Below are 20841 nucleotides of genomic sequence, written 5' to 3'. Positions count from 1 at the left end.
GTCACATAAGTCCCATGAATCACATGAGAAACTCCTGTCACGCCATGCCGGCGGCGCGTGCCCTCGCCACCACCTCGGCGATCACCGCCAGGACGGCTTCCACGTCCTCCCCCGTACTGGTGTGGCCGAGGGTGAACCGCACCGCCCCGCGGGCGTCCCGCTCGCCCACACCCTGGGCCAGCAGCACGTGGCTGGCACGGTTGACACCGCTGGCGCAGGCGGAGCCGGTGGAGGCCTCGATGCCGGCGGCGTCGAGAAGCATGATCAGGCTGTCGCCCTCCGCGCCGGGGAAGGACAGGTGCAGGTGTCCGGGCAGGGCAGGCTCCATGGTGTGGACCAGGACATCGTCGACGCGGGCGAGGATCCCTGCGCGCAGGGTGTCGCGCAGAGCCGCCAGACGCGTGGTCTCCTCGGAGATCTCCCCCACCGCCTCCGCCAGCGCGGCGGCGGTGGCGGCGGCCGTGGCGACGTCGAGGGTGCCCGGGCGGATACCCCGCTCCTGACCCCCGCCGTGCAATACCGGGGCCGGCGCCGGGGAACGCCGGGCCAGCAGCAGGCCGGAGCTGCGCGGACCACCGAATTTATGGGCGCTGGCCGCCAGCGTGGTGGCACCGAGGGTACGGAAATCCACCGGCAGATGACCGACGACCTGCACCGCGTCGACATGCACCGGCGTGCCGGCGGCGCAGGCGCGGGCGATGACCTCATCGATCGGCTGGATCGCGCCGGTCTCGTTGTTGGCCCACATGCAGCACGCGACCGCGGCGGGGGTGTCCAGGGCGGACAGATCCGAGACGCGACCGTCCGGGCCCACCGGCAGCAGCTCAGCGGCCGTACCAAGGGCCTTGACCGGTTCAAGTACCGCCGGGTGCTCGATCGGGGTGGAGACGATGCGCTCCAGCTCCGAGGCCCGGTACAGACCCGTCACCGCGAGGTTGTCGGCCTCCGTGCCGGAGGCGGTGAAGACGACCTCCACCGGGTCGGCACCGAGGAGGCGGGCGATGAGCTCGCGGGCGTCATCAAGCACCCGGCGGGCGGCACGGCCGGAGCCGTACTGCCCACCGGGGTTGAGCGCGCCGGCGTGCTCAACCCAGGCGTCGATGGCGACCTGACGCATCGGGGTGGTCGCCGCATGGTCGAGGTACCGGCGGGCGTGCTGCATCTACTGGCGCTGGTTGATCTCGTCGATGAGCGCCGGGACGACGTCGAAGAGGTCACCGACCACACCGAGGTCGGCGATCTGGAAGATCGGGGCATCCTCGTCATTGTTGACCACGACGATCTTCTTCGCGGTCTGCATGCCGGAGGTGTGCTGGATGGCACCGGAGACACCCAGGCCGATGTAGAGGTCCGGGGAGACGGTGACACCGGTCTGCCCCACCTGGTAGGCGCCGTCGTAGTAGCCCAGGTCGACGATGTCGCGGGTGACACCCACCGCACCGCCGAGTGCGTCGGCGAGCTGCTCGGCCAGGGCCATCCCCTCGGCCGAACCGATGCCGCGCCCGACCGCCACCACGACCTTGGCCGCAGGCAGGTCCGGGCGGGAACCGCGCTGGGCCGGGGTGAATCCGGTGACGGTGACGTCCTTGACGGTGGCGGCCGGCAGGGCCACGGAGGTGACGGTGCCCGCAGCGGCCACCGGAGCGGGATCGATGACACCGGGGCGCAGGGTGTAGATCGGGCTGGCACCGCCGACGGCAGCGGAAACCTGGATCTGGTCACCGAAGACGGACTGGGCGGCAGTGCGGTCGGCGTTGATGCCCACCACATCGCAGAGCACGCCGGAGGCCAGGCGGGCGGCCAGGCGGCCGGCGACCTCGTTGCCGGAGACCCCGGCGGAGATGACGATGGGGCCCGGGTTGGTGGCGGCCAGCGTGGCCAGGGCGTCGACCTTGGGCAGCACGAGGCGCTGGTCGGCATCGGCGGACTCAGCGGCGACGACGGTCGCGGCCCCGAGCTCCGCGAGAGCGGGGGCGAGCTGCTGGGTGACACCCGGGGTGCCGACGACCACGGCGGCGACCTCACCCAGCGGGCGGGCGGCGGTGATCAGTTCGGCGGTGGTGGCGGCGAGCTCGGAACCGTTGTGCTCGACCAGGACATAGACAGTGGACATGTGGTGCTTTCCTAACAGGGGGTCGAGTGGATCAGAGGAACTTCTCGGCGGCGAGGAACTCCGCGACGGTGCCCGCGGCGGCGGTCCCGTCAGAGCCGTTGATCACGTCGCCGGACCCGCGGGCGGGGCGGGTGTTCGCTGCGGTCACGGCGGTGGCGGCATGCGCCAGACCGACCTGTTCGGGGGCCACACCGATGGCGGCCAGGTCCAGGACGGTCACGTCGTGCTTCTTTGCGGCCATCAGCCCCTTGAAGTTGGGGAAACGCGGTTTCGGCGCCTTGTCGGTGACGGAGACGATCGCCGGCAGCTGCGCGGAGAGCTCGAAACGGCCCTCAGCGGTCTCACGGACAGCGGCGATGGTCTGGCCCTGGAGCGCCACAGAACGCACGTTGGTCAGGGCCGGGACCTGGCGGTACTCGGCCAGGATGCCCGGCAGGGCACCCATCGCGCCGTCGGAGGAGGCGTTCCCCGCGACGATGAGTGCCACGTCCCCGACGGTGTTGATGGCGTTGGTGAGCACCCAGGTGGTGCCCAGCAGGTCGGAACCGGCGATGGCGTCGTCGAGGATGTGGACGGCGTCGTCCGCGCCCATGGCCAGGGCCTTGCGCAGGGTCTCGTCGGCGCCGGCTGCACCGACGGTCAGGGCGATGACGCGGTAACCGGCGTCCGGGTTGTCGTCCCGCAGCTGGAGTGCCTGCTCCATGGCGAACTCGTTGATTTCGTCGATGACGGAATCAACGTTGACCCGGTCCAGTGTGTTGTCGGCCTCGAGGGCCTTCTGGGACCAGGTGTCCGGAACATGCTTGACGAGTACCACGATGGCGGGCATCGGCAGTCACCTTTCGACGGGGTTGGGGGAATTCTGCAGAAAGTCTACTCTAAGGCGTTGTCAGCCCGGTCAGGCAACACTTAGTTTCCGGGCTCCATGGCCTGCCGGGGGCCGCAGATCAGGGCCACACCCTGGGTGCCGATCCGGGTGCACACCACCGCCATCGCCGCCTTCCCCTTCAGCTTCAGCTTCCTGCGCAGGGCATCCGGATCAACATCCACCCCGCGCACGAGGATCTCCAGGGCACCGGCATCATGGCTGTTCAGGGCAGCCCTGAGCTTCTTCAGCGGCACGATCTCGCGGATCTCGAAGCCGGTGCGGCCCGCCGGGATCACGTCCCCGGTCAGATAGGCGATGCGCTCATCGAGCATCCACAGCCCCTCCCGGTGGGCGTAGTGGCGCACCAGTCCGGCGCGCACGACCGCGCCGTCCGGGTCGATGAGGAAACGGCCCGGTTCACCCGCATCAGTACCGTCCGGTTCAGAATCCGTGATCCGATCGGTCTTCCCGCCGGAGATGACGACCGCCTCCCGGCTGACCCCCTCCGCCAGTCCCGGAGTGTAGAGGCAGGCCTCCTTCACACCGCCGTCGACGCTGACCAGGCTGACCAGCCCCTCCCAGTCCGAGAAATCCAGGCCCGGGGCGCATTTGACCGCCAGCTCCTTACCCGGCCAGGCGGCCAACAGGTCCGGCAGCGGCGGCAGCAGCTGGTCGGGCCGGGTGATGCGCCGTCCCCCGGCCCGGCGCGCGGGGTCGGCGACGACAACGTCGGCCCCGCTGCTCACCGGGGCGGTGGCGTCGGCGCGCACGAGCCAGGCGGCGGGGCCGAGGTTGTGGCGCGCCATGAGCAGGCGGGTGTGGTCGAGGTCGCTGCCCAGGTACCCCAGGCCTTCCGCGACTGTCGACGCCCCCTCCGTGCCCACCGAGCAGGTCACGTCATGGACCAGGGTGTCCGGTCCGAGGGTGCGGCGCAGACGGGCGGCACGTTCGGCGGCCACGACCTGCGGGGTGGCCTGCTGGGCGGCGTCGAGGTCGGTGAGCCAGTCGGCGGGGAATTTCCCGTTCGTCACCGCCGAGCGGCGGGCCTGCGCGAGTTCTGTCACCGCGCGGCCATGCTCCCCGAAGCGTTGACGCAGGGCGGCGGTGTCGGCGAGCAGGCTCTTCCGGGTGAGCGGGAGGTCTGTGGTGGCCTCGGCGATCTCCTGCGTGTGGGCCGCCAGGAAGGCGACCTCGTCGCGTGTGTAGGCCATCAGCGTGTCGGGCGGATCCGGTCGACCCAGGCGGCGTTGAAGTATTCGGCGTAGCGCGGGTCATCGACCGGGTCGCCGACGACAGGGCTGAGGTCCGCGGCGTCGGCGGCGGCCAGGGCCTGCGCCGTGGTGGGGAACTGGGCGAGGAAGGACAACTGGGCCCAGGTGGGGATGGCGAGGCGGACGAGGCCGTGCCGCCAGCCGTCGAGAAGCAGCTGCGGGGAGAACCAGCCTGCGTCGTCGGCCTCGGAGGTGTCGCCGTCGGGTGACTGCCCTTCCGGGGCGACGGCGACGAAGGAGATGGTGTCGAACCAGTGGAGGTCCTTCCACCCGCCCACCCACCGGGCCCAGGGGCGCAGGCCGTGGGTGCAGACCCGCAGGTCACGCCCGGTGAGCATCTCCGTCAGAGAGATGCGGTGGGAGATGAGGTCGACGCGGTCCCGGTGGTAGGGCGTGACATCGGCGATCGTTGAACCGTCCGCGTGGTAGGCCAGCAGGGTGCCGGTCTCCTCGAAGAGTTCGCGGACTGCGGCGAAGACGACGGCGTGGGTCTGCTCGGGGCTCAGGCCCAGCCGGACGGCGAAATCCTCGACGGGTTCGCCGGTCCACAGCGCGGAGGTGTCCCCGACGGGCAGGTCACGCTGGTCCACTCCCCCACCCGGGAAGACGGTCATGCCGGGATAGTTGCGCATCGTGGAGACCCGTTCCTGGGCCCACACCTGCAGTCCCTCCCCGGAATCCCGGACCAGGATGACCGTGGTGGACAGGCGGGCCTGGCCATAGCCGGTGGGCGCCTGACGTTGGGTCACGGCCGATTCACCTCCACAGTTCACTCTGGTCGGACCTCTTACACCGATAGTCTAGGCCCCACTCAGCGGCGGTGGGTGCCGGGGCGGCGCGTCCGGCGGGCGAAGTAGCGTTCGCCGATGCGGGAGACCTCGATGGGCTGGTGGAAGGTCGTGGAGAGGTTCTCGCTGGTCAGGACATTGTCGATGAGTCCCTGGGCGACCACCTTGCCCTCGTCGAGAAGCATGGCGTGGGTGAAGCCGAAAGGGATCTCCTCCACGTGGTGGGTGATCATGACGATGGCGGGGGCATCCGGATCCAGGGCCAGATCCCCGAGATAACCGACGAGGTCCTCCCGGCCGCCGAGATCCATGCCGGCGCCCGGCTCATCCAGGATGAGCAGCTCCGGGTTGGTCATCAGGGCACGCGCGACGAGGACACGCTTGCGTTCCCCCTCGGAGAGGGTGCCCCAGGTGCGGTCGATGAGGTGGTACGCGCCGACCAGGTCGAGGATCTCGTGGGCCTGCTCGAAGTCGATCGCCTCGTACTCCTCGCGCCAGCGGCCGAGCACGGCATAACCGGCGGAGACGACGAGATCCCCCACGGTCTCGTTGTCGGGGATGCGGTTGCCCAGCGCGGCAGAGGAGACACCGATCATGGAGCGCAGGTCCCGCATGTCGGTGCGTCCCAGCTGCTCCCCCATGACGAAGGCCCGGCCGGTGCTGGGGAACTCCTCGGCGGCGGCCATGCGGATGAGGGTGGTCTTTCCCGCGCCGTTGGGGCCGATGATCACCCACCGCTCATCGAGTTCGACCTGCCAGGTGACGGGGCCAACGAGGTCCCGTCCCCCACGCCGGAAGGTCACGTCACGGAAATCGAGCAGGAGGTCCTCGTTGGTCTCGTCATTGAAGTCAGTCACATCCCCCATTGTGGCCGATTAGCCGCGCCCCCTGTGGAACTGACACAGCTGCACTAGGCTCGTCAGGGTAATTCCAACCCCTATGTCGAAGGTGAAACACATGACAGGTCGACTCGGTATTGATGACGTCCGCCCGCAGATCTCCGGGCGACTATTCCCCGCCAAGGCCGTGGTGGGCGAGGTCCTGCCGGTCACCGCGCTGGCCTGGCGCGAAGGACATGACGCCATCGCCGCGACCCTGAATGTCACCCCGCCAGGTGGGGAGACAGTGGGTCTCCACATGACCACGGACCCGCACAACCAGGACCGTGTCCACGGGGTCTTCGTGCCGGACACCCCCGGCGTGTGGACCTTCCGGGTGGACGCCTGGTCGGATGCGTTCGCCACCTGGCGCAACGCGGTGACCAAGAAGATGGACGCCGGGCAGTCCGCCGCCGAGCTGGCCAATGACCTCGCCCACGGCGCGGCGCTCTTCGACCGCGCCGCGGCCCAGGCCCCGGACTCCGTCTCCGGCGTGCTTGTCGACGCCGCGAGCGCCCTGCGCCGCACCGACGGCGACGTCACCGACCGCGTCCGCATCGCGATGTCCGAGGTCGTCACCGCCGTGCTGCACGACCACCCGCTGCGCGACCTGCTCACCCACGGCCCGATCTGCGAGGTCAAGGTGGAGCGCCGCGACGCCCTGTTCAACTCCTGGTACGAACTCTTCCCGCGCTCCACCGGCGGACGGGACCAGGAGGGCCGCCCGGTCCACGGCACCTTCGCCACCACCGCGAAGGCACTCGAGCGGGTCGCCGCCATGGGTTTCGACACCGTCTACTTCCCCCCGATCCACCCCGTCGGCGAGGTCAACCGCAAGGGCCGCAACAACACCCTCACCCCCGAGCCGGGCGACGTCGGCTCCCCCTGGGCCATCGGTTCGAAGGACGGCGGCCACGACGCGGTCCACCCGGAGCTGGGCACCGTCGCGGATTTCCAGGCGCTGCTGGCCCGCGCGGAGGAACTCGGCCTGGAGATCGCGCTCGACCTGGCGCTGCAGGCCGCCCCGGACCACCCCTGGGCCACCGACCACCGTGACTTCTTCACCGAGCTCGCCGACGGCACCATCGCCTACGCCGAGAACCCGCCGAAGAAGTACCAGGACATCTACCCCATCAACTTCGACAACAACCCCACCGCGATCTACGACGAGGTCCACCGCGTGGTCAAGTACTGGGTCGATCTGGGTGTACGGACCTTCCGGGTGGACAACCCGCACACCAAACCCGCCAACTTCTGGCAGTGGCTCATCGCCCGGATCCACGAGACCGACCCGGACGTCATCTTCCTCGCCGAGGCCTTCACCCGCGCCCCGCGCCTCTACGGGCTGGCCAAGCTGGGCTTCTCACAGTCCTACACCTACTTCACCTGGAAGACGAGCAAGCACGAGCTGACCGAGTTCGCCTCCGAGATCCGCGACGCCGCGGACTACTCCCGCCCGAACCTCTTCGTCAACACCCCCGACATCCTCCACGAGTCCCTGCAGGTCGGCGGGCCCGCCGTGTTCGCCATCCGGGCCACCCTCGCCGCGACGATGTCCCCGCTGTGGGGTGTCTACTCCGGTTATGAGCTCTACGAGCACGTCCCCGTCAAGAAGGGTTCCGAGGAGTACCTCGACTCCGAGAAGTACGAGCTACGGCCCCGCGACTTCGAGGCGGCCCGCGCCGCCGGGAACTCCCTCGAGCCCTACCTCGCCCTGCTCAACCACATCCGCCGGGAGAACCCCGCGCTCCAGCAGCTGCGCAACCTGCACTTCCATGAGGTGGACAACGACCAGATCCTGGCCTACTCCAAGCTCGACCCGGTCACCGGCAACATCGTCCTCATGGTGGTCAACCTCGACCCGCATCACACGCAGGCCGGCACCGTGCATCTGGACCTGAAGGCCCTCGGCCAGCACCCCGGTGCCAGCTTCCCCGTCCACGACGCCATCACCGGCGCCACCTGGACCTGGCACCAGAGCAATTTCGTGCAGCTGGTGCCCGAGGTCGACGTCGCCCATGTGCTCATCCTGCCGAACGTCCCGGCCGACCGGCGGGAGCCGCTCTCCTGGCGCCAGGTCACCGACTACCGGGCCTGATCCGGCCGCCTCCGCCCGACCCGTTCCTGTAGCGTCAGGAACGTGACCGGGCGGAGCAACTCCCCCTGACAAAAACGCATCAACCGCATTCACCTTCCCCCTGTGAGGTCCAGCCATGCACGACGCCCACGACGGCATCGACCAGAATCTGCTCATCCCCGACACGGACATGGAGCGGCTGTACAACTGCAGCCATCACGCACCCCATGACTTCTACGGCTGGCACGCCGTGCAGGGCGGCTCCGTCATCCGCACCCGCCAGCCGGGTGCCCTCCGCGTCGATGTCCTCATCCACAACGAGTCGCGTGAGGCCACCCCCATCGGCAACGATGTGTGGGTGCTGGGACTGCCGGACATCTACACCCCGGACTACCGCCTGCGCGTCACCTGGCCGGACACCGGTGAGGCCGTCATCGCCGATCCATACGCCTTCCTGCCCACGCTGGGCAACCTGGACATCCACCTGATCTCCGAGGGCCGCCACGAGCGCCTCTGGGATGTCCTCGGCGCCAACGTCCGTTCCTACGAGACCGCCCTGGGCACCGTCAAGGGAACCTCCTTCGCGGTGTGGGCACCCAACGCCATCGGCGTGGCCGTCGTCGGTGACTTCTGCGGCTGGAACGCCGGCCACTTCCCGATGCGTTCGCTGGGTTCCAGCGGCGTGTGGGAGCTGTTCATCCCGGACATCGGCGAGGGTGAGGTGTACAAATTCGCCATCCAGACCAAGGAGGGCCACCGCCGCGACAAGGCCGATCCGCTGGCCAAGGCTGCCCAGTGCCCGCCGGAGACCGCCTCCATCGTCGTGGACTCCCGCTACGAGTGGAACGACGGTGAGTGGATGCGTAACCGCGCCTCCGCGGACCTGCTCAACCAGCCGATGTCGATCTACGAGGTGCACCTCGGTTCCTGGAAGATCGGCAAGGGGTACAAGGAGCTGACCACCGAGCTGGTCGACTACGTCGCCGAACAGGGTTTCACCCACGTGGAGCTCATGCCCGTCTCCGAGCACCCCTTCGGTGGTTCCTGGGGCTACCAGGTCTCCGGCTACTACGCCCCGACCGCCCGCTGGGGCAGCCCGGATGAGCTGCGCGGCCTGATCGAGGCCTTCCACAACCGCGGCATCGGCGTCCTCATGGACTGGGTCCCGGCCCACTTCCCGAAGGATGACTGGGCGCTGGCGCGTTTCGACGGCCCCGCCCTCTACGAGCACGCCGACTGGCGCCGCGGCGAGCAGATGGACTGGGGCACCTACGTCTTCGACTTCGGCCGCAACGAGGTCCGCAACTTCCTCGTCGCCAACGCCCTGTACTGGATCGAGGAGTTCCACATCGACGGCCTGCGCGTCGACGCCGTGGCCTCCATGCTCTACCTCGACTACTCCCGCGAGGAAGGTCAGTGGGAGCCCAACCAGTTCGGTGGCCGCGAGAACCTCGAGGCCGTGCAGTTCCTCCAGGAGATGAACGCCACCGTCCACCGCACGCACCCGGGTGTGCTCACCATCGCCGAGGAATCCACCTCCTGGACTGGGGTCACCGCCCCCACCGAGCAGGGCGGGCTGGGCTTCTCCCTCAAGTGGAACATGGGCTGGATGAACGACACCCTCGAGTACTTCAAGCTCGACCCGATCCACCGCGGGTACCACCACAACGAGATCACCTTCTCGATGATCTACGCCTACTCCGAGAAGTACGTCCTGCCCTTCTCCCACGACGAGGTCGTCCACGGCAAGGGTTCCCTGTGGGGACGCATGCCGGGTGATGACTGGAACAAGGCTGCCGGCCTGCGTGCCCTCTACGGCTACATGTTCTCCCACCCGGGCAAGAAGCTGCTGTTCATGGGCCAGGAGTTCGGCCAGACCGGCGAATGGGACGAGGCCCACTCCGTCGACTGGTCCAACCTGGAGGGCTGGGGCCACGAGTACCACGAGGGCATCCAGAATCTGGTGCGTGACATGCACCGGATCTACCGGGACTCCCCCGCCCTGTACTCCCAGGACCACGACTACCGGGGTTTCCAGTGGCTCAAGAGCGATGATGCCGCCAACAACATCCTCGCCTACCTGCGCTGGGGCAACGACGATTCCGCGCTGCTCGCGGTGGTCAACCTCTCCGGCACCTCCCAGCAGAGCTACCCGCTGGGCATCCCCCGGGCCGGTGACTGGGAGCTGGTGCTCAACACCGATGACGCGAAGTACCAGGGAGCCGGCAACGAACTCCCGGAGGTCGTGAGCACCACGGACACCGGCTGGGACGGCCAGGAGCACTCCCTGGAGCTGCAGATCCCCGCCAACTCCGTGCAGTGGTACCGCCACCGCGGCTGATCCCCTGCTTCTCGACGCCGGCGGCGCCCGACCCCTGAGCTCAGGGGTCGGGCGCCGTCGGTGTTTTAGGGTCGGTCCGGCTAGAAGAGGACGGAGGCCATCCGCGTGCGGGCCCCGGTGACGCGGGGGTCGGCGGCATCGAAGAGCGCGAAGAGCTCGACGAGGCGGTCACGCACGCGCAGCTTCTCCCCCGGTACGGCGACCATGAGTGCCAGCAGCCTGTCGAAGGCACGCTCGGGAGCCCCGGCGACCACCTCCGCGTCGGCGGCGGTGAACTGCTTCTCCACGTCCGTCGGGTCGGCGTCCGCGGCGGCGACCGGGTCCTCGGTGCGGGAGGCCGGGTCGAGGCGCTGCAGCAGCTTCGCGGTGTCGCGGGCCTGGACGATGTCCTGGTCACCGGGGGTCTCGGCGAGGATCTCGTCGTAGACCGCGATTGCCACGTCGAAGTCGCCGGCGTTCAGGGCCGCCAGCGCCTGGCCCAGGCGCGGATCCTCCGGGGCGTCCTCTTCCGCGGGTGCCGCCTGCAGTCCGGAGAGCTGCGGGCCGACCTGGGTGACCAGGGCGTCGAGCCAGGTCCGCAGGGCGTCGGCGGGCTGGCCGCCCTCGAACTGGGTGACGGGGCGACCACCGCCGAGGGCGATGACGGTGGGCAGGACCTGCACGCCGAAGGCCTGCGCGACCTCGGGGGTGGCGTCAGCGTCGACGTAGCCGACGATGTAGCTCAGGCCCGCCCCCTCTGCCAGCTGCTGCAGGTCAGCGCGCAGCTGCTCGGATTCGGGGCTGCGCGGGGTGCCGACGAGCACCACGACCGGCACCTCGAGGGAACGGCGGACGACGTCGTTCTCGAAGTTCTGCGGGGTGACGGTCAGGTACGGGGCCGGTCCGGTGCCGGTGGCCACCTGCTGGGCGGCCTGATCGCGGGCCTCCGCCCGTGCCTTCACCTCGCCGAGGTCGATGGCTCCGGAGACGTAGCGGTGTGGGGTGTTCAAGTGGTGTTCTCCTTAGAAGTGCTTCTCGAGGGATTCGACCTTCTGGTGCAGCTGGTCCGGGTAACCGGGCCGGATATCGGCCTTGAGCACCAGGGACACACGCGGTGAGACGGCGCAGACTGCCTCGGTGGCCCGTTTGACCACGTCCATGACCTCGTCCCACTCCCCCTCGACGAGGGTGAACATGGCGTTGGTCTCGTTCGGCAGGCCGGAATCGCGGACGATCCTCACGGCCTCGGCTACGGCGGCGGACATTTCGGCGTCGGGGGTGGCGGTGACGGTCGGTGCCACGGAGAAGGCGATGATCATGCGTTCCAGGTTACCTGCGGTCCCAGCAGTGGCGGTGCCAGTGCCGCCGGTCATCGGCGCCACGTCCGGTGTCGCGGGGCCAGGCGACGATGTGGGCGACCCCCGGCGGGATGTTCTGGTTGCAGCCCGGGCACACGTAGAATTTCTTCGCCGAATGCGAACCCATGTGCCGGAACTGGTACAACTCCCCCTGGGTCCACGAGGGCCCCTCGACAGTCTGGGTGCCGTAGAAGGCGGTGCCGTCGCGGGGCAGCTCCCTGGGCACCACCGCTTCCCGACGCCCGCCTCTGCACGGGCGCTGCGGTCTGTTCCTGCGCGGCACTGCTAGAACAACCGCAGTTCGTCGGTCTCGATGCCGCGCAGCTCCTGGTAGTCCAGGGTCAGGCAGCGGATGCCACGGTCCTCGGCCAGGGTGCGGGCCTGGGGTTTGATCTCCTGGGCGGCGAAGACGCCACGGACCGGCCGCAGCAGTTCGTCGCGGTTGAGCAGATCGAGGTAACGGCTCAGCTGCTCGACGCCGTCGATACCGCCGCGGCGCTTGATCTCCACGGCCACGGTCCCGCCGGCCCCGTCACGGGCCAGGAGGTCCACCGGGCCGATGGCGGTGGGGTACTCGCGGCGTACGAGGCTGTAGCCCTCACCGAGGGTGTCGATGTGCTCCGCCAGCAGCTCCTGAAGGTGGGCCTCCACCCCGTCCTTGACCAGGCCGGGATCCTGGCCGAGCTCATGGGTGGTCTCGTGGTGGACCTGCTCGATGGTGATGCGGAGCTGCTCCCCCTTCGAGTTCTCCACGATCCACAGCTGCTCGCCGGTGTCCTCACCGTCGATGTCGGTGATGGCTGTCTCGGTGAGCGCGCACGGCGGAGTCATCCAGTTGAGGGGTTTGTAGGCGCGGTCGTCGGCGTGCACTGACACCGAACCGTCGGCTTTGATCATGAGCAGACGGTCAGCCATGGGCAGGTGCGCCTCCAGGCGGCCGACATAGTCCACGGAACAACGGGCGATGACTAAACGCATGCGTTCCAGACTAGCCCGTGGTCACTTTCCGTTCTGACCCCGGGTGATCCTGCTGCGCAGACGGTGATGGTCGATGCGCTCCTGCCGCTCGTGCGGAGCGGACTCGATCCAGGAGGTCAGCGCCGTGAGACTATGCGGGTCAAGCGCCATCTCGTAGTGGGTGCCGCCGTCGCACAGGGTCGCCACCGACAGGCCCTCGGCCATGAAGGCGACCTCCCCCGGGGTCAGCTGCCGGGGCTCGTGGAAGTCCAGGCGCTGCCGGTTGAACACCTGGTCCGCCATCGGTGAGATGGACCGCAGCTTGAAGTACTCGAGGTCGTCACCGTTGTAGCGGATCGTGCCGTGGCGCCAGCCGTGGACGCCGGAGGCCGGAAGGCGACGCAGGAGGATCGTCGTGCCGCGCGAACGCAGGGTGAGGAAGCGCCAGACGGCGAGCAGAACCGCAAGCACGGCAAACACGATCAGTACCCAGGTCACGATCTCCACGGCACGTTCCCCTTCCGGACGGTTGTCGGCTCATTCTATAGCCCGCGCCTGCAATTGCCCAACGACAGCGCATGCCCGCAGGAACAACCGTTTGCCCTTCCCCCGCCGATACCGGAAAAACTGACACCCGCTGCCCTGGTGGGCAGCGGGTGTCAGTCTGAGAGAGGAAGAGGCGGTGCCTCGGGAGCCGGTCACCCGGCCCCCCGTTTATTAAGCCTCGGCCTTACGGCGCACGGCGCTCAGTTCCGCCTCCGCACGGAGACGGGTGAACTCGTCGGCGTCCTGCAGCTGAGACTCGGCCAGCGAGGTGTCGACCTCATCGGCCCAGATCGCGTAGTCCGCGAGGATGGTGACCTTCTCCGGGGTAACGGAGAGGAAGCCACCGTGTACGGCGGCGACGAGCCTGTCGCCCTCGACCGGACGGATGGTCACGACGCCGTTCTCGCGCAGCTGCCCGAGCATCGGCTCGTGACCGGACAGCACGCCGATCTCACCCTCAGTGGTCTGCGCGGTGACGATGCTGGCCGAACCCGACCAGAGCATGCGCTCCACGGAGACCAGTTCAACGGTGATGTCAGCCATGTGCGTCTCCTCTTACTTGCCGGTGAGCTTCTTGTAGGCGGCCTCGACATCGTCCAGGCCACCGAGGCCGTTGAAGGCCTGCTCCGGGTAGTGGTCAAACTCGCCGTCGCAGATGCGCTCGAATGCCTCGATGGTGTGCTCCAGCGGGACATAGGATCCCGGCAGACCGGTGAACTTCTCAGCGACGAAGAAGTTCTGGCCCAGGAAGCGCTCGAGACGACGTGCGCGCAGGACGGTGATCTTGTCCTCTTCGCCGAGCTCGTCCATACCGAGGATGGCGATGATGTCCTGCAGTTCCTTGTTCTTCTGCAGGATGCCGATGACACGCTGTGCCACGGCGTAGTGACGCTCGCCGACGATCGACGGCTCGAGGATACGAGAAGTCGAGGACAGCGGGTTCACGGCCGGGTAGATACCCTTGGACGCGATCGAGCGGTCAAGCTCGGTGGTGGCATCCAGGTGGGCGAACACGGTGGCCGGGGCGGGGTCGGTGTAGTCATCGGCGGGCACGTAGACGGCCTGCAGAGAGGTGATCGACTTACCCTTGGTCGAGGTGATTCGCTCCTGGAGGACACCCATCTCGTCAGCCAGGGTGGGCTGGTAGCCCACGGCGGAGGGCATACGACCCAGCAGGGTCGAGACCTCGGAGCCGGCCTGGGTGAAACGGAAGATGTTGTCGATGAACAGCAGAACGTCCTGGTTCTGCACGTCGCGGAAGTACTCGGCCATGGTCAGGCCGGACAGTGCGACACGCATACGGACTCCCGGCGGCTCATCCATCTGGCCGAACACGAGGGCGGTGTCCTGGAGAACACCCATCTCCTCCATCTCGAGGAAGAGGTCGGTGCCCTCACGGGTGCGCTCGCCGACACCGGCGAACACGGAGGTACCGGAGAACTCACGCGCGATACGGGTGATCATCTCCTGGATCAGAACGGTCTTGCCGACACCGGCACCACCGAACAGACCGATCTTGCCACCCTTGACGTACGGGGTCAGCAGGTCGATGACCTTGATGCCGGTCTCCAGGATCTCGGTCTTACCTTCGAGCTCGGAGAAGGGCGGCGGGTCGCGGTGGATGCCCCACTGCTCACCGTCGCGGCCGAGGCCCGGCTCGTCGAGGCAGTCACCGAGGGCGTTGAAGACGTGGCCCTTGACGACGTCACCGACCGGAACGGAGATCGGCTTACCCGAGTCCACGACCTGGGCGCCGCGGACGAGGCCGTCGGTCGGGGCCATGGAGACTGCACGGACGAGGTTGTCACCGAGGTGCTGGGCAACCTCGAGGGTGATGGTCTTGGCGACTGCTTCGAGGGTGACCTCGACAGTCAGTGCGTTGTACAGGGCCGGCATCGCGCCGCGCGGGAACTCCACGTCGACGACCGGACCAATGACACGCACGACACGGCCGGCGCTGGACGCCTGCTGTGCGTTCTGCTCTGCGAGAGCTGTAGTCATTTTCTAGTCACTTTCTCCGCTATCGGCGAGCGCACCCGCGCCACCGACAATCTCTGTGATTTCCTGGGTGATCTGTGCCTGACGGGCCTGGTTGGCCACGCGCGAGAGGTCCTTGACCAGCTCGGTTGCGTTGTCAGTCGCAGACTTCATCGCGTTACGGCGGGATGCCGACTCGGCGGCGGACGCCTCGAGGAACATCGCGTACAGGCGACGGGACACGTACTTCGGGAGCAGCGCATCCATCAGGGTGTCCGCGTCCGGCTCGAAATCGACGTCCGGGGTGAGCTCGTTGCCGGATTCCAGCATCGACTCGCCGGTGTCCAGCTCATCCTCACGGATGACAGGCTCGATCGGCAGCAGCTGGTGTGCCACCGGAACCTGGGACAGCATCGAGACGAACTCGGTGTACACGACGTGCACCTGATCGAAACCACGGATCGCAGCGCCCTCGGAGTTGAGGCCGTCGCGGTACTTGGCCTCACCCTTCGAGCTTGCGTTGAAGCCATCGATGAGGTGGTGACGGACATGGTGGGTGGATTCCCAGGACGGGTCCTGGGAGAATCCGGTCCACTGTCCGGCGATCTCTGCGTCGCGGAACTTGTAGAAGCCGACGGCCTTACCGCCCGTGACGTAACGGACGACCTCGTAGCCGGCCTCCTCCAGCATCTTCTCCAGCTCTGCAGCCTTCTTGAAGACGTTGTGGTTGTAGCCACCGGCCATACCACGGTCCGAGGACACGATCAGGATGGCGGCGACGTTGCCGTCCTCGCGCTCGTGCAGCATCGGGTGGTCGAGGGAGCTCGCCTCAGAGAGGCGCTCCATCACGTTGGACAGCTCCTGTGCGTACGGCAGGGAAGCCTCGACCTTGGCCTGGGCCTTGGTGATGCGCGAGGTGGCGATCAGCTCCTGAGCCTTGGTGATCTTCTTGGTCGAGTTGACGGACCGGATACGGTCACGCAATTCGCGAAGATTAGCCATGGTTCACAATCCTCCCTTCGTTGTTGTTGACGGATTCAAAGTTGGGCATGGAGGCCCTTACTTCTTGGCCGTCTTGCGGGGGACGGTGAGCTGGGTCTTCTTGTGCTGGTCGCTGGACAGCGCATCAACCTCGGGCTCGTTGATGACCGGGCGACCGTCAGTGGTCTGGAAGGTCTTCGCGAACTCGTCGTTGGCGGCCAGCAGGGCAGCCTGCGACTCGTCCGACAGGGCCTTGCCGCCGTCGATCTGAGCGTAGGCGTCCGCGACGTTGGCGCGGAGGTACTCGTGCAGCTCGGACTCGTAGCGACGGACGTCCTCGACGGGAACGACGTCAAAGGCGCCCTCACCGGCGAGCCAGATCGAGATGATCTGGTATTCGACGGCCTGCGGGGAGTTCTCGGCCTGCTTGAGCAGCTCGACGAGGCGCTGGCCACGCTCCAGCTGAGCCTTGGATGCGGCATCCAGGTCAGAGGCGAAGGTGGCGAAAGCCTCGAGGTCACGGTAGGCGGCGAGGTCCAGACGCAGGGAACCTGCGACCTTCTTCATGCCCTTGGTCTGGGCGGCGCCACCGACACGGGAGACGGAGACACCGACGTTGATGGCCGGGCGGACACCCTGGTTGAACAGGTCGGACTCAAGGAAGACCTGGCCGTCGGTGATGGAGATGACGTTGGTCGGAATGAAGGCCGACACGTCGTTCGCCTTGGTCTCGATGATGGGCAGTGCGGTGATCGAACCGGCACCGAGCTCATCGTTGAGCTTCGCGGCACGCTCCAGCAGACGGGAGTGCAGGTAGAACACGTCACCCGGGTAGGCCTCACGGCCCGGCGGGCGGCGCAGCAGCAGGGAGATCGCACGGTAGGCCTCGGCCTGCTTGGTCAGGTCGTCGTAGATGACGAGGACGTGGTTGCCCTCGTACATCCACTGCTGGGCCAGGGCTGCACCGGTGAACGGGGCGAGCCACTTGAAGCCGGCGGAGTCGGATGCCGGAGCAGCCACGATGGTGGTGTACTCCAGGGCGCCGTGCTCCTCCAGGGTCTTCCGGACCGCCGCGATGGTGGAGCCCTTCTGACCGATGGCGACGTAGACACAGCGGACCTGCCTGGTCTTGTCGCCGGAGTCCCAGTTGGCCTTCTGGTTGAGGATGGTGTCGATGCAGACCGCGGTCTTGCCGGTCTTACGGTCACCAATGATCAGCTGTCGCTGTCCGCGGCCGATCGGGGTCATCGCGTCGATGGCCTTGATGCCGGTGGCCAGGGGCTCCTCGACGGGCTGACGGTCCAGCACGCCCGGAGCCTGCAGCTCCAGCACGCGGGTCTTGTCGGACTCGATGACTCCCAGGCCGTCAATCGGCTCAGCGAGGGGGTTGATTACTCGGCCGAGGAACTTCTCGCCGACCGGGATCGAGAGGACCTCGCCGGTCCGCTTGACCTCGTCGCCCTCCGCCAGGGACTCGAAGTTACCCAGCACGACGACACCCACGGTGTCGGTTTCAAGGTTCTGTGCGACGCCGATGACGCCGCCGGGGAACTCAAGCAGCTCATTCGCCATGACCGACGGGAGGCCCGAAACCTGGGCAATACCGTCAGCTGCCGAAATGACCACGCCGACCTCCTCACGGGAGGCCTCCGCGGAGTAGCTCGAGGTGTAGTTCGCTATCGCGCTACGGATCTCATCGGAGGAGATCGTCAGCTCCGCCATGTTCTTCCTGCTCTCGGTTGTATCTTCCAGCATATTTATAGTTCGTCTGTAGTCGTGTCTCAGGAGAGGTTCGTCCGCAGCTTGGCGAGCTTGCCCGCCAGGCTGCCGTCGATGATCTCGTCCTTGACGCGGATGGTCACGCCACCGAGGAGGCTGGGGTCAACCTCAGAGTGGATGGACATCGCACGACCGTAAATTCGTCCCAGCTTGTCGGCGAGCGCCGCCTGCTGGCCTGCGTTCAACTGCTCGGCCACGACGACGTGTGCGACGGACCGGCCCTGCAGCTGCGCGGCTGCCTCAACCAGGTTCGTCATGTCGTCGATCGGGTTCTTCTCCGGACGGCCGATCACCTGCAGCGCGAGCGCCTCGGTGAACATGTTGACCTTGCCGTAGAGAACGCCGGCCAGCAGGCCACGCTTGCGTGCCGGGTCCGTCGTCTTGTCGGAGAGGAGCTGGGTCAGCTCACCCTCACGGTCCAGGACACGGGAGAGTCGGAACAGCTCGTCCTCGACCTGTCCCAGCTGACCCTGCTCCTCGGCGCCACGCAGGAAAGCGCGGCGGCCGAGGGCCACCAGACCTGCGCGGAACTCGCGGGGGGTGGACCAGGTGTTGGCGGCGGCCTCGTTGAGCACCGAGAGGGTGCTGTCGGAGACCTTGCCGCCGAACACGGTCCGGATCAGGCCCGTGCGCTGCTCCGGCGTGGCGGAGGCCTCGGCGACCGCGACACGCAGGGCGCGGTCACCGTCGAGAACCTCGACGACGTCGAAAAGCTCGGTGCCCGTCTGGGCGGCGACGGCGACGGCCTTGCCCGAACCCCGGACGAGACCGTCCAGGTGGGACTCAACCGTTGCTAGTGCTTCGCGGCTCGCTGCGTGCATGGCGCTCACTTTCCTGCCGGTGCGACGGTGTCGAGCTCGGACAGGAACGAGTCAATCGTGCCGGAACGCTTGGTGGCGTCGGAAAGCTCGCCACCGAGCAGACGCTCGGCCAGGTTGATCGAGTTCTGTCCCATCTCCTGGCGAAGCTCTGCGACGACCTGCTCACGCTGGGCCGACAGCTGCTTCTCACCGGATGCGATGATGCGGTTGCTCTCCTCGGCGGCCTGCGCCTTCATCTCAGCCTCGATGAGCTTGCCCTTCTCGCGGGCCTGCTCACGGATCTCGGCTGCTTCGGCACGGGCCTCGGCGAGCTGCGCGTTGTACTTCTCAAGTGCGGCCTTTGCCTCGGCCTGTGCGGCCTCGGCACGCTGAATGCCACCCTTGATCCGGTCCTCACGCTCAGTCAGGACCTCCTGGAACTTCGGAAGAACGAACTTCCAGAAGATCAGCAGGATAACGACGAGCGGAATGATGGACCAGACGATGTCGTATGCCTTGGGCAGAAGGATCGAGTTCCCGCCCTCGAGGGGAAGGGTCTCAGCCTCCTGCGCAAGGTAGTAAATGACGTTCGTCATGAGTCTCCAGTCTTAAAGGGGTGTGTTTCCGCTCGAAATTAGAACAGGAAGCCGGCGACCAGGCCGATGAGGGCGAGGGCCTCAACGAAGGCGATACCCAGGAACATGGTGGTACGGAGCTGGCCGGCCATCTCGGGCTGGCGTGCCATGCCCTCGAGGGCCTTGCCGACGAGGATACCGATGCCCAGGCCCGGGCCGATGGTGGCGAGGCCGTAGCCGATGGTGCCGAGGCCGCCGATGGTGGACTCGGTTGCCTGAGCCAGGATGATCTCGTTCATGAAAGTCGTTCCCTTTCTTGGTGCCCGGTCAGGGGGTTAGACCGGGACTTCAGGTGGTGATTGAAGTGGGGTTATTCAGTTGGCCGCGAGGTTCGCGACTTGTCAGTGGGAGTCCGCGTGCAACGACAGCTCGATGTACACAGCAACCAGCAGGGCGAAGATGTACGCCTGCAGGAAGATGATGATGACCTCGTAGAGCGTGAACGCGATAGCGGCGATGATGGTCACACCAGACAGTGCGGTCCAACCGTTCAGCTGCCAGAAGAAGAAGTTCGTGGCGGAGTACAGGAGGACCAGAATGAGGTGTCCCGCGAGGAAGTTCGCCATGAGACGAAGCGCGAGAGTGACCGGCCGCATGATGAACGTCGAGAAGAACTCGATCGGCACGACAAGGATGTGCAGTGCCGGTGGAAGATTCGGGATGACCACCGAGGACTTGATGAACTTACCGAAGCCGTAACGCTTGGCTCCGGCGTAGATCATCGTGATGTAGCCCAGGATCGCCAGCGCGATCGGCATGCCGATACGCGCGTTGGGCGAGATGTTCAGCCCCGGAATGATCGTCGGGAGGTTGAATGCCAGGACGGCGAAGAAGATGGTGGCGATGATCGGCAGGAACCGACGCCCCTCCTTCTTGCCCAGGATGTCCTCGGCGATGTGCACCCGGACGAAATCCAGTGCGAGTTCTGCGAAGTTCTGCAGGCCTGACGGAATCAGCTTGGTGTTCCGGAAGGCGACAAGGAAAAGGACCGCCAGAATGATCGTCATCAGAATGCGGACGAGCATCAGTCGGTCCAGTGCGAACCATCCGTTTGCGAAATCCTCAAACAGGATGTGGCCGTAGTATTGCCCCGGGAAAAATTCAGGATCCAGTTCGGGTGCGTGGAATTCGCCCCTCATGGCCAGTGTTGTAACGCTCAGCGTTCTCTCCCGTGTTCGGGCCGTATGCGGAGTGTCATTTCCCATACGGTGCGATGGACGTCTGAAAATCTCTTTCCGCCACCACCTCGGACTCCGTCGCACATCAGCGAAGGCGGTGACTGGGGATGTACCGCAGCCCTGTACGGCGTCACCGTGTTTCCACAGGTGCCGCTTCCACATGCCGGGGTAACCCGCAGGACAGCTTATCAGGGTGGTTCTGAATTCTCCCACGGGGCCCGGAAATGTTTGCTGACGTGGCGCGATACGCCCCGCGTCACGCCCCTAATATGCCCTGTATCGGCAGCTTTGGGGGCGGCTGTAAGGTCCGTCACA

General features: G+C 66.9%; 21 protein-coding genes. 2 read left to right on the top strand and 19 right to left on the bottom strand.

Annotated features, from left to right (window positions below; translation table 11 throughout):
- Positions 1–37: 37 nt before the first annotated feature.
- The 6 genes from NYP18_RS05030 to NYP18_RS05005 form a co-directional block, all read right to left on the bottom strand.
- Positions 38–1162, bottom strand: coding sequence for a cysteine desulfurase family protein (locus NYP18_RS05030; RefSeq protein WP_259427076.1), 1125 nt, complete (start codon positions 1160–1162; stop codon positions 38–40).
- The gene (locus tag NYP18_RS05025) at positions 1163–2113 is read right to left on the bottom strand and encodes an electron transfer flavoprotein subunit alpha/FixB family protein (RefSeq protein WP_259427075.1); all 951 of its coding nucleotides are present in this window, start codon (positions 2111–2113) and stop codon (positions 1163–1165) included.
- 31 nt (positions 2114–2144) lie between these two features.
- On the bottom strand, positions 2145–2942 hold the full coding sequence (locus tag NYP18_RS05020) for an electron transfer flavoprotein subunit beta/FixA family protein (RefSeq protein ID WP_259427074.1): 798 nt from the start codon (positions 2940–2942) through the stop codon (positions 2145–2147).
- 80 nt (positions 2943–3022) lie between these two features.
- A complete protein-coding gene (locus NYP18_RS05015; RefSeq protein WP_259427073.1) occupies positions 3023–4192 on the bottom strand; it encodes a THUMP-like domain-containing protein in 1170 nt (389 codons plus the stop codon).
- Positions 4192–5001, bottom strand: coding sequence for an NUDIX hydrolase (locus NYP18_RS05010; RefSeq protein ID WP_241228226.1), 810 nt, complete (start codon positions 4999–5001; stop codon positions 4192–4194). Before NYP18_RS05010 ends, NYP18_RS05015 begins: the two co-directional genes overlap by 1 nt.
- A 62-nt stretch (positions 5002–5063) precedes the next feature.
- Positions 5064–5906 (bottom strand): ABC transporter ATP-binding protein, encoded by an 843-nt coding sequence (locus NYP18_RS05005; protein WP_126119438.1) that lies wholly within the window; start codon positions 5904–5906, stop codon positions 5064–5066.
- Positions 5907–5997: 91 nt separating this feature from the next.
- Here NYP18_RS05005 and NYP18_RS05000 point away from each other — a divergent pair, with 91 nt between their 5' ends.
- Together NYP18_RS05000 and glgB are read left to right on the top strand one after the other, a co-directional pair.
- Positions 5998–8016, top strand: coding sequence for a maltotransferase domain-containing protein (locus NYP18_RS05000; RefSeq protein WP_259427072.1), 2019 nt, complete (start codon positions 5998–6000; stop codon positions 8014–8016).
- 115 nt (positions 8017–8131) lie between these two features.
- Positions 8132–10336: a 1,4-alpha-glucan branching protein GlgB gene (gene glgB / locus NYP18_RS04995; protein WP_259427071.1), complete on the top strand. Its 2205-nt coding sequence runs from the start codon at positions 8132–8134 to the stop codon at positions 10334–10336.
- Between the two features lie 80 nt (positions 10337–10416).
- Here glgB and NYP18_RS04990 read toward each other — a convergent pair whose 3' ends face one another.
- The 13 genes from NYP18_RS04990 to atpB all read right to left on the bottom strand — a co-directional run bounded on the left by NYP18_RS04990 (position 10417) and on the right by atpB (position 20487).
- Entirely contained in the window at positions 10417–11325 is a 909-nt protein-coding gene (locus tag NYP18_RS04990) for a tetratricopeptide repeat protein (RefSeq protein ID WP_259427070.1), read from the bottom strand.
- A gap of 12 nt (positions 11326–11337) precedes the next feature.
- Entirely contained in the window at positions 11338–11634 is a 297-nt protein-coding gene (locus tag NYP18_RS04985) for a thiamine-binding protein (RefSeq protein ID WP_259427069.1), read from the bottom strand.
- Between the two features lie 10 nt (positions 11635–11644).
- On the bottom strand, positions 11645–11899 hold the full coding sequence (locus NYP18_RS04980; protein WP_259427068.1) for an Rv1322 family protein: 255 nt from the start codon (positions 11897–11899) through the stop codon (positions 11645–11647).
- Between the two features lie 59 nt (positions 11900–11958).
- Positions 11959–12651: an endonuclease NucS gene (gene nucS / locus NYP18_RS04975; RefSeq protein WP_259427067.1), complete on the bottom strand. Its 693-nt coding sequence runs from the start codon at positions 12649–12651 to the stop codon at positions 11959–11961.
- A gap of 21 nt (positions 12652–12672) precedes the next feature.
- Positions 12673–13137 carry a DUF2550 domain-containing protein gene (locus tag NYP18_RS04970; RefSeq protein WP_259427066.1) on the bottom strand — a complete coding sequence of 155 codons (465 nt, stop codon included), beginning with the start codon at positions 13135–13137 and terminating at the stop codon, positions 12673–12675.
- Between the two features lie 210 nt (positions 13138–13347).
- Positions 13348–13719, bottom strand: coding sequence for a F0F1 ATP synthase subunit epsilon (locus NYP18_RS04965; protein ID WP_126119446.1), 372 nt, complete (start codon positions 13717–13719; stop codon positions 13348–13350).
- 12 nt (positions 13720–13731) lie between these two features.
- On the bottom strand, positions 13732–15177 hold the full coding sequence (atpD, locus tag NYP18_RS04960) for a F0F1 ATP synthase subunit beta (protein ID WP_126119447.1): 1446 nt from the start codon (positions 15175–15177) through the stop codon (positions 13732–13734).
- 3 nt (positions 15178–15180) lie between these two features.
- The gene (locus NYP18_RS04955) at positions 15181–16155 is read right to left on the bottom strand and encodes a F0F1 ATP synthase subunit gamma (protein WP_126119448.1); all 975 of its coding nucleotides are present in this window, start codon (positions 16153–16155) and stop codon (positions 15181–15183) included.
- Between the two features lie 57 nt (positions 16156–16212).
- Entirely contained in the window at positions 16213–17856 is a 1644-nt protein-coding gene (atpA, locus tag NYP18_RS04950; RefSeq protein WP_259427065.1) for a F0F1 ATP synthase subunit alpha, read from the bottom strand.
- Between the two features lie 59 nt (positions 17857–17915).
- On the bottom strand, positions 17916–18734 hold the full coding sequence (locus tag NYP18_RS04945) for a F0F1 ATP synthase subunit delta (protein ID WP_259427064.1): 819 nt from the start codon (positions 18732–18734) through the stop codon (positions 17916–17918).
- 5 nt (positions 18735–18739) lie between these two features.
- Positions 18740–19309: a F0F1 ATP synthase subunit B gene (locus NYP18_RS04940; protein WP_126119451.1), complete on the bottom strand. Its 570-nt coding sequence runs from the start codon at positions 19307–19309 to the stop codon at positions 18740–18742.
- A gap of 38 nt (positions 19310–19347) precedes the next feature.
- A complete protein-coding gene (locus tag NYP18_RS04935; protein ID WP_259427063.1) occupies positions 19348–19587 on the bottom strand; it encodes an ATP synthase F0 subunit C in 240 nt (79 codons plus the stop codon).
- Positions 19588–19689: 102 nt separating this feature from the next.
- A complete protein-coding gene (gene atpB, locus NYP18_RS04930) occupies positions 19690–20487 on the bottom strand; it encodes a F0F1 ATP synthase subunit A (protein WP_259427062.1) in 798 nt (265 codons plus the stop codon).
- Positions 20488–20841: the final 354 nt, after the last annotated feature.

The organism is Corynebacterium lemuris (assembly GCF_024919295.1).
In the GTDB taxonomy this organism is placed as follows: domain Bacteria; phylum Actinomycetota; class Actinomycetes; order Mycobacteriales; family Mycobacteriaceae; genus Corynebacterium; species Corynebacterium lemuris.
The sequence above is the reverse complement of the archived record's forward strand: the minus strand, read 5'-3'. Positions and strand labels throughout refer to the sequence as shown.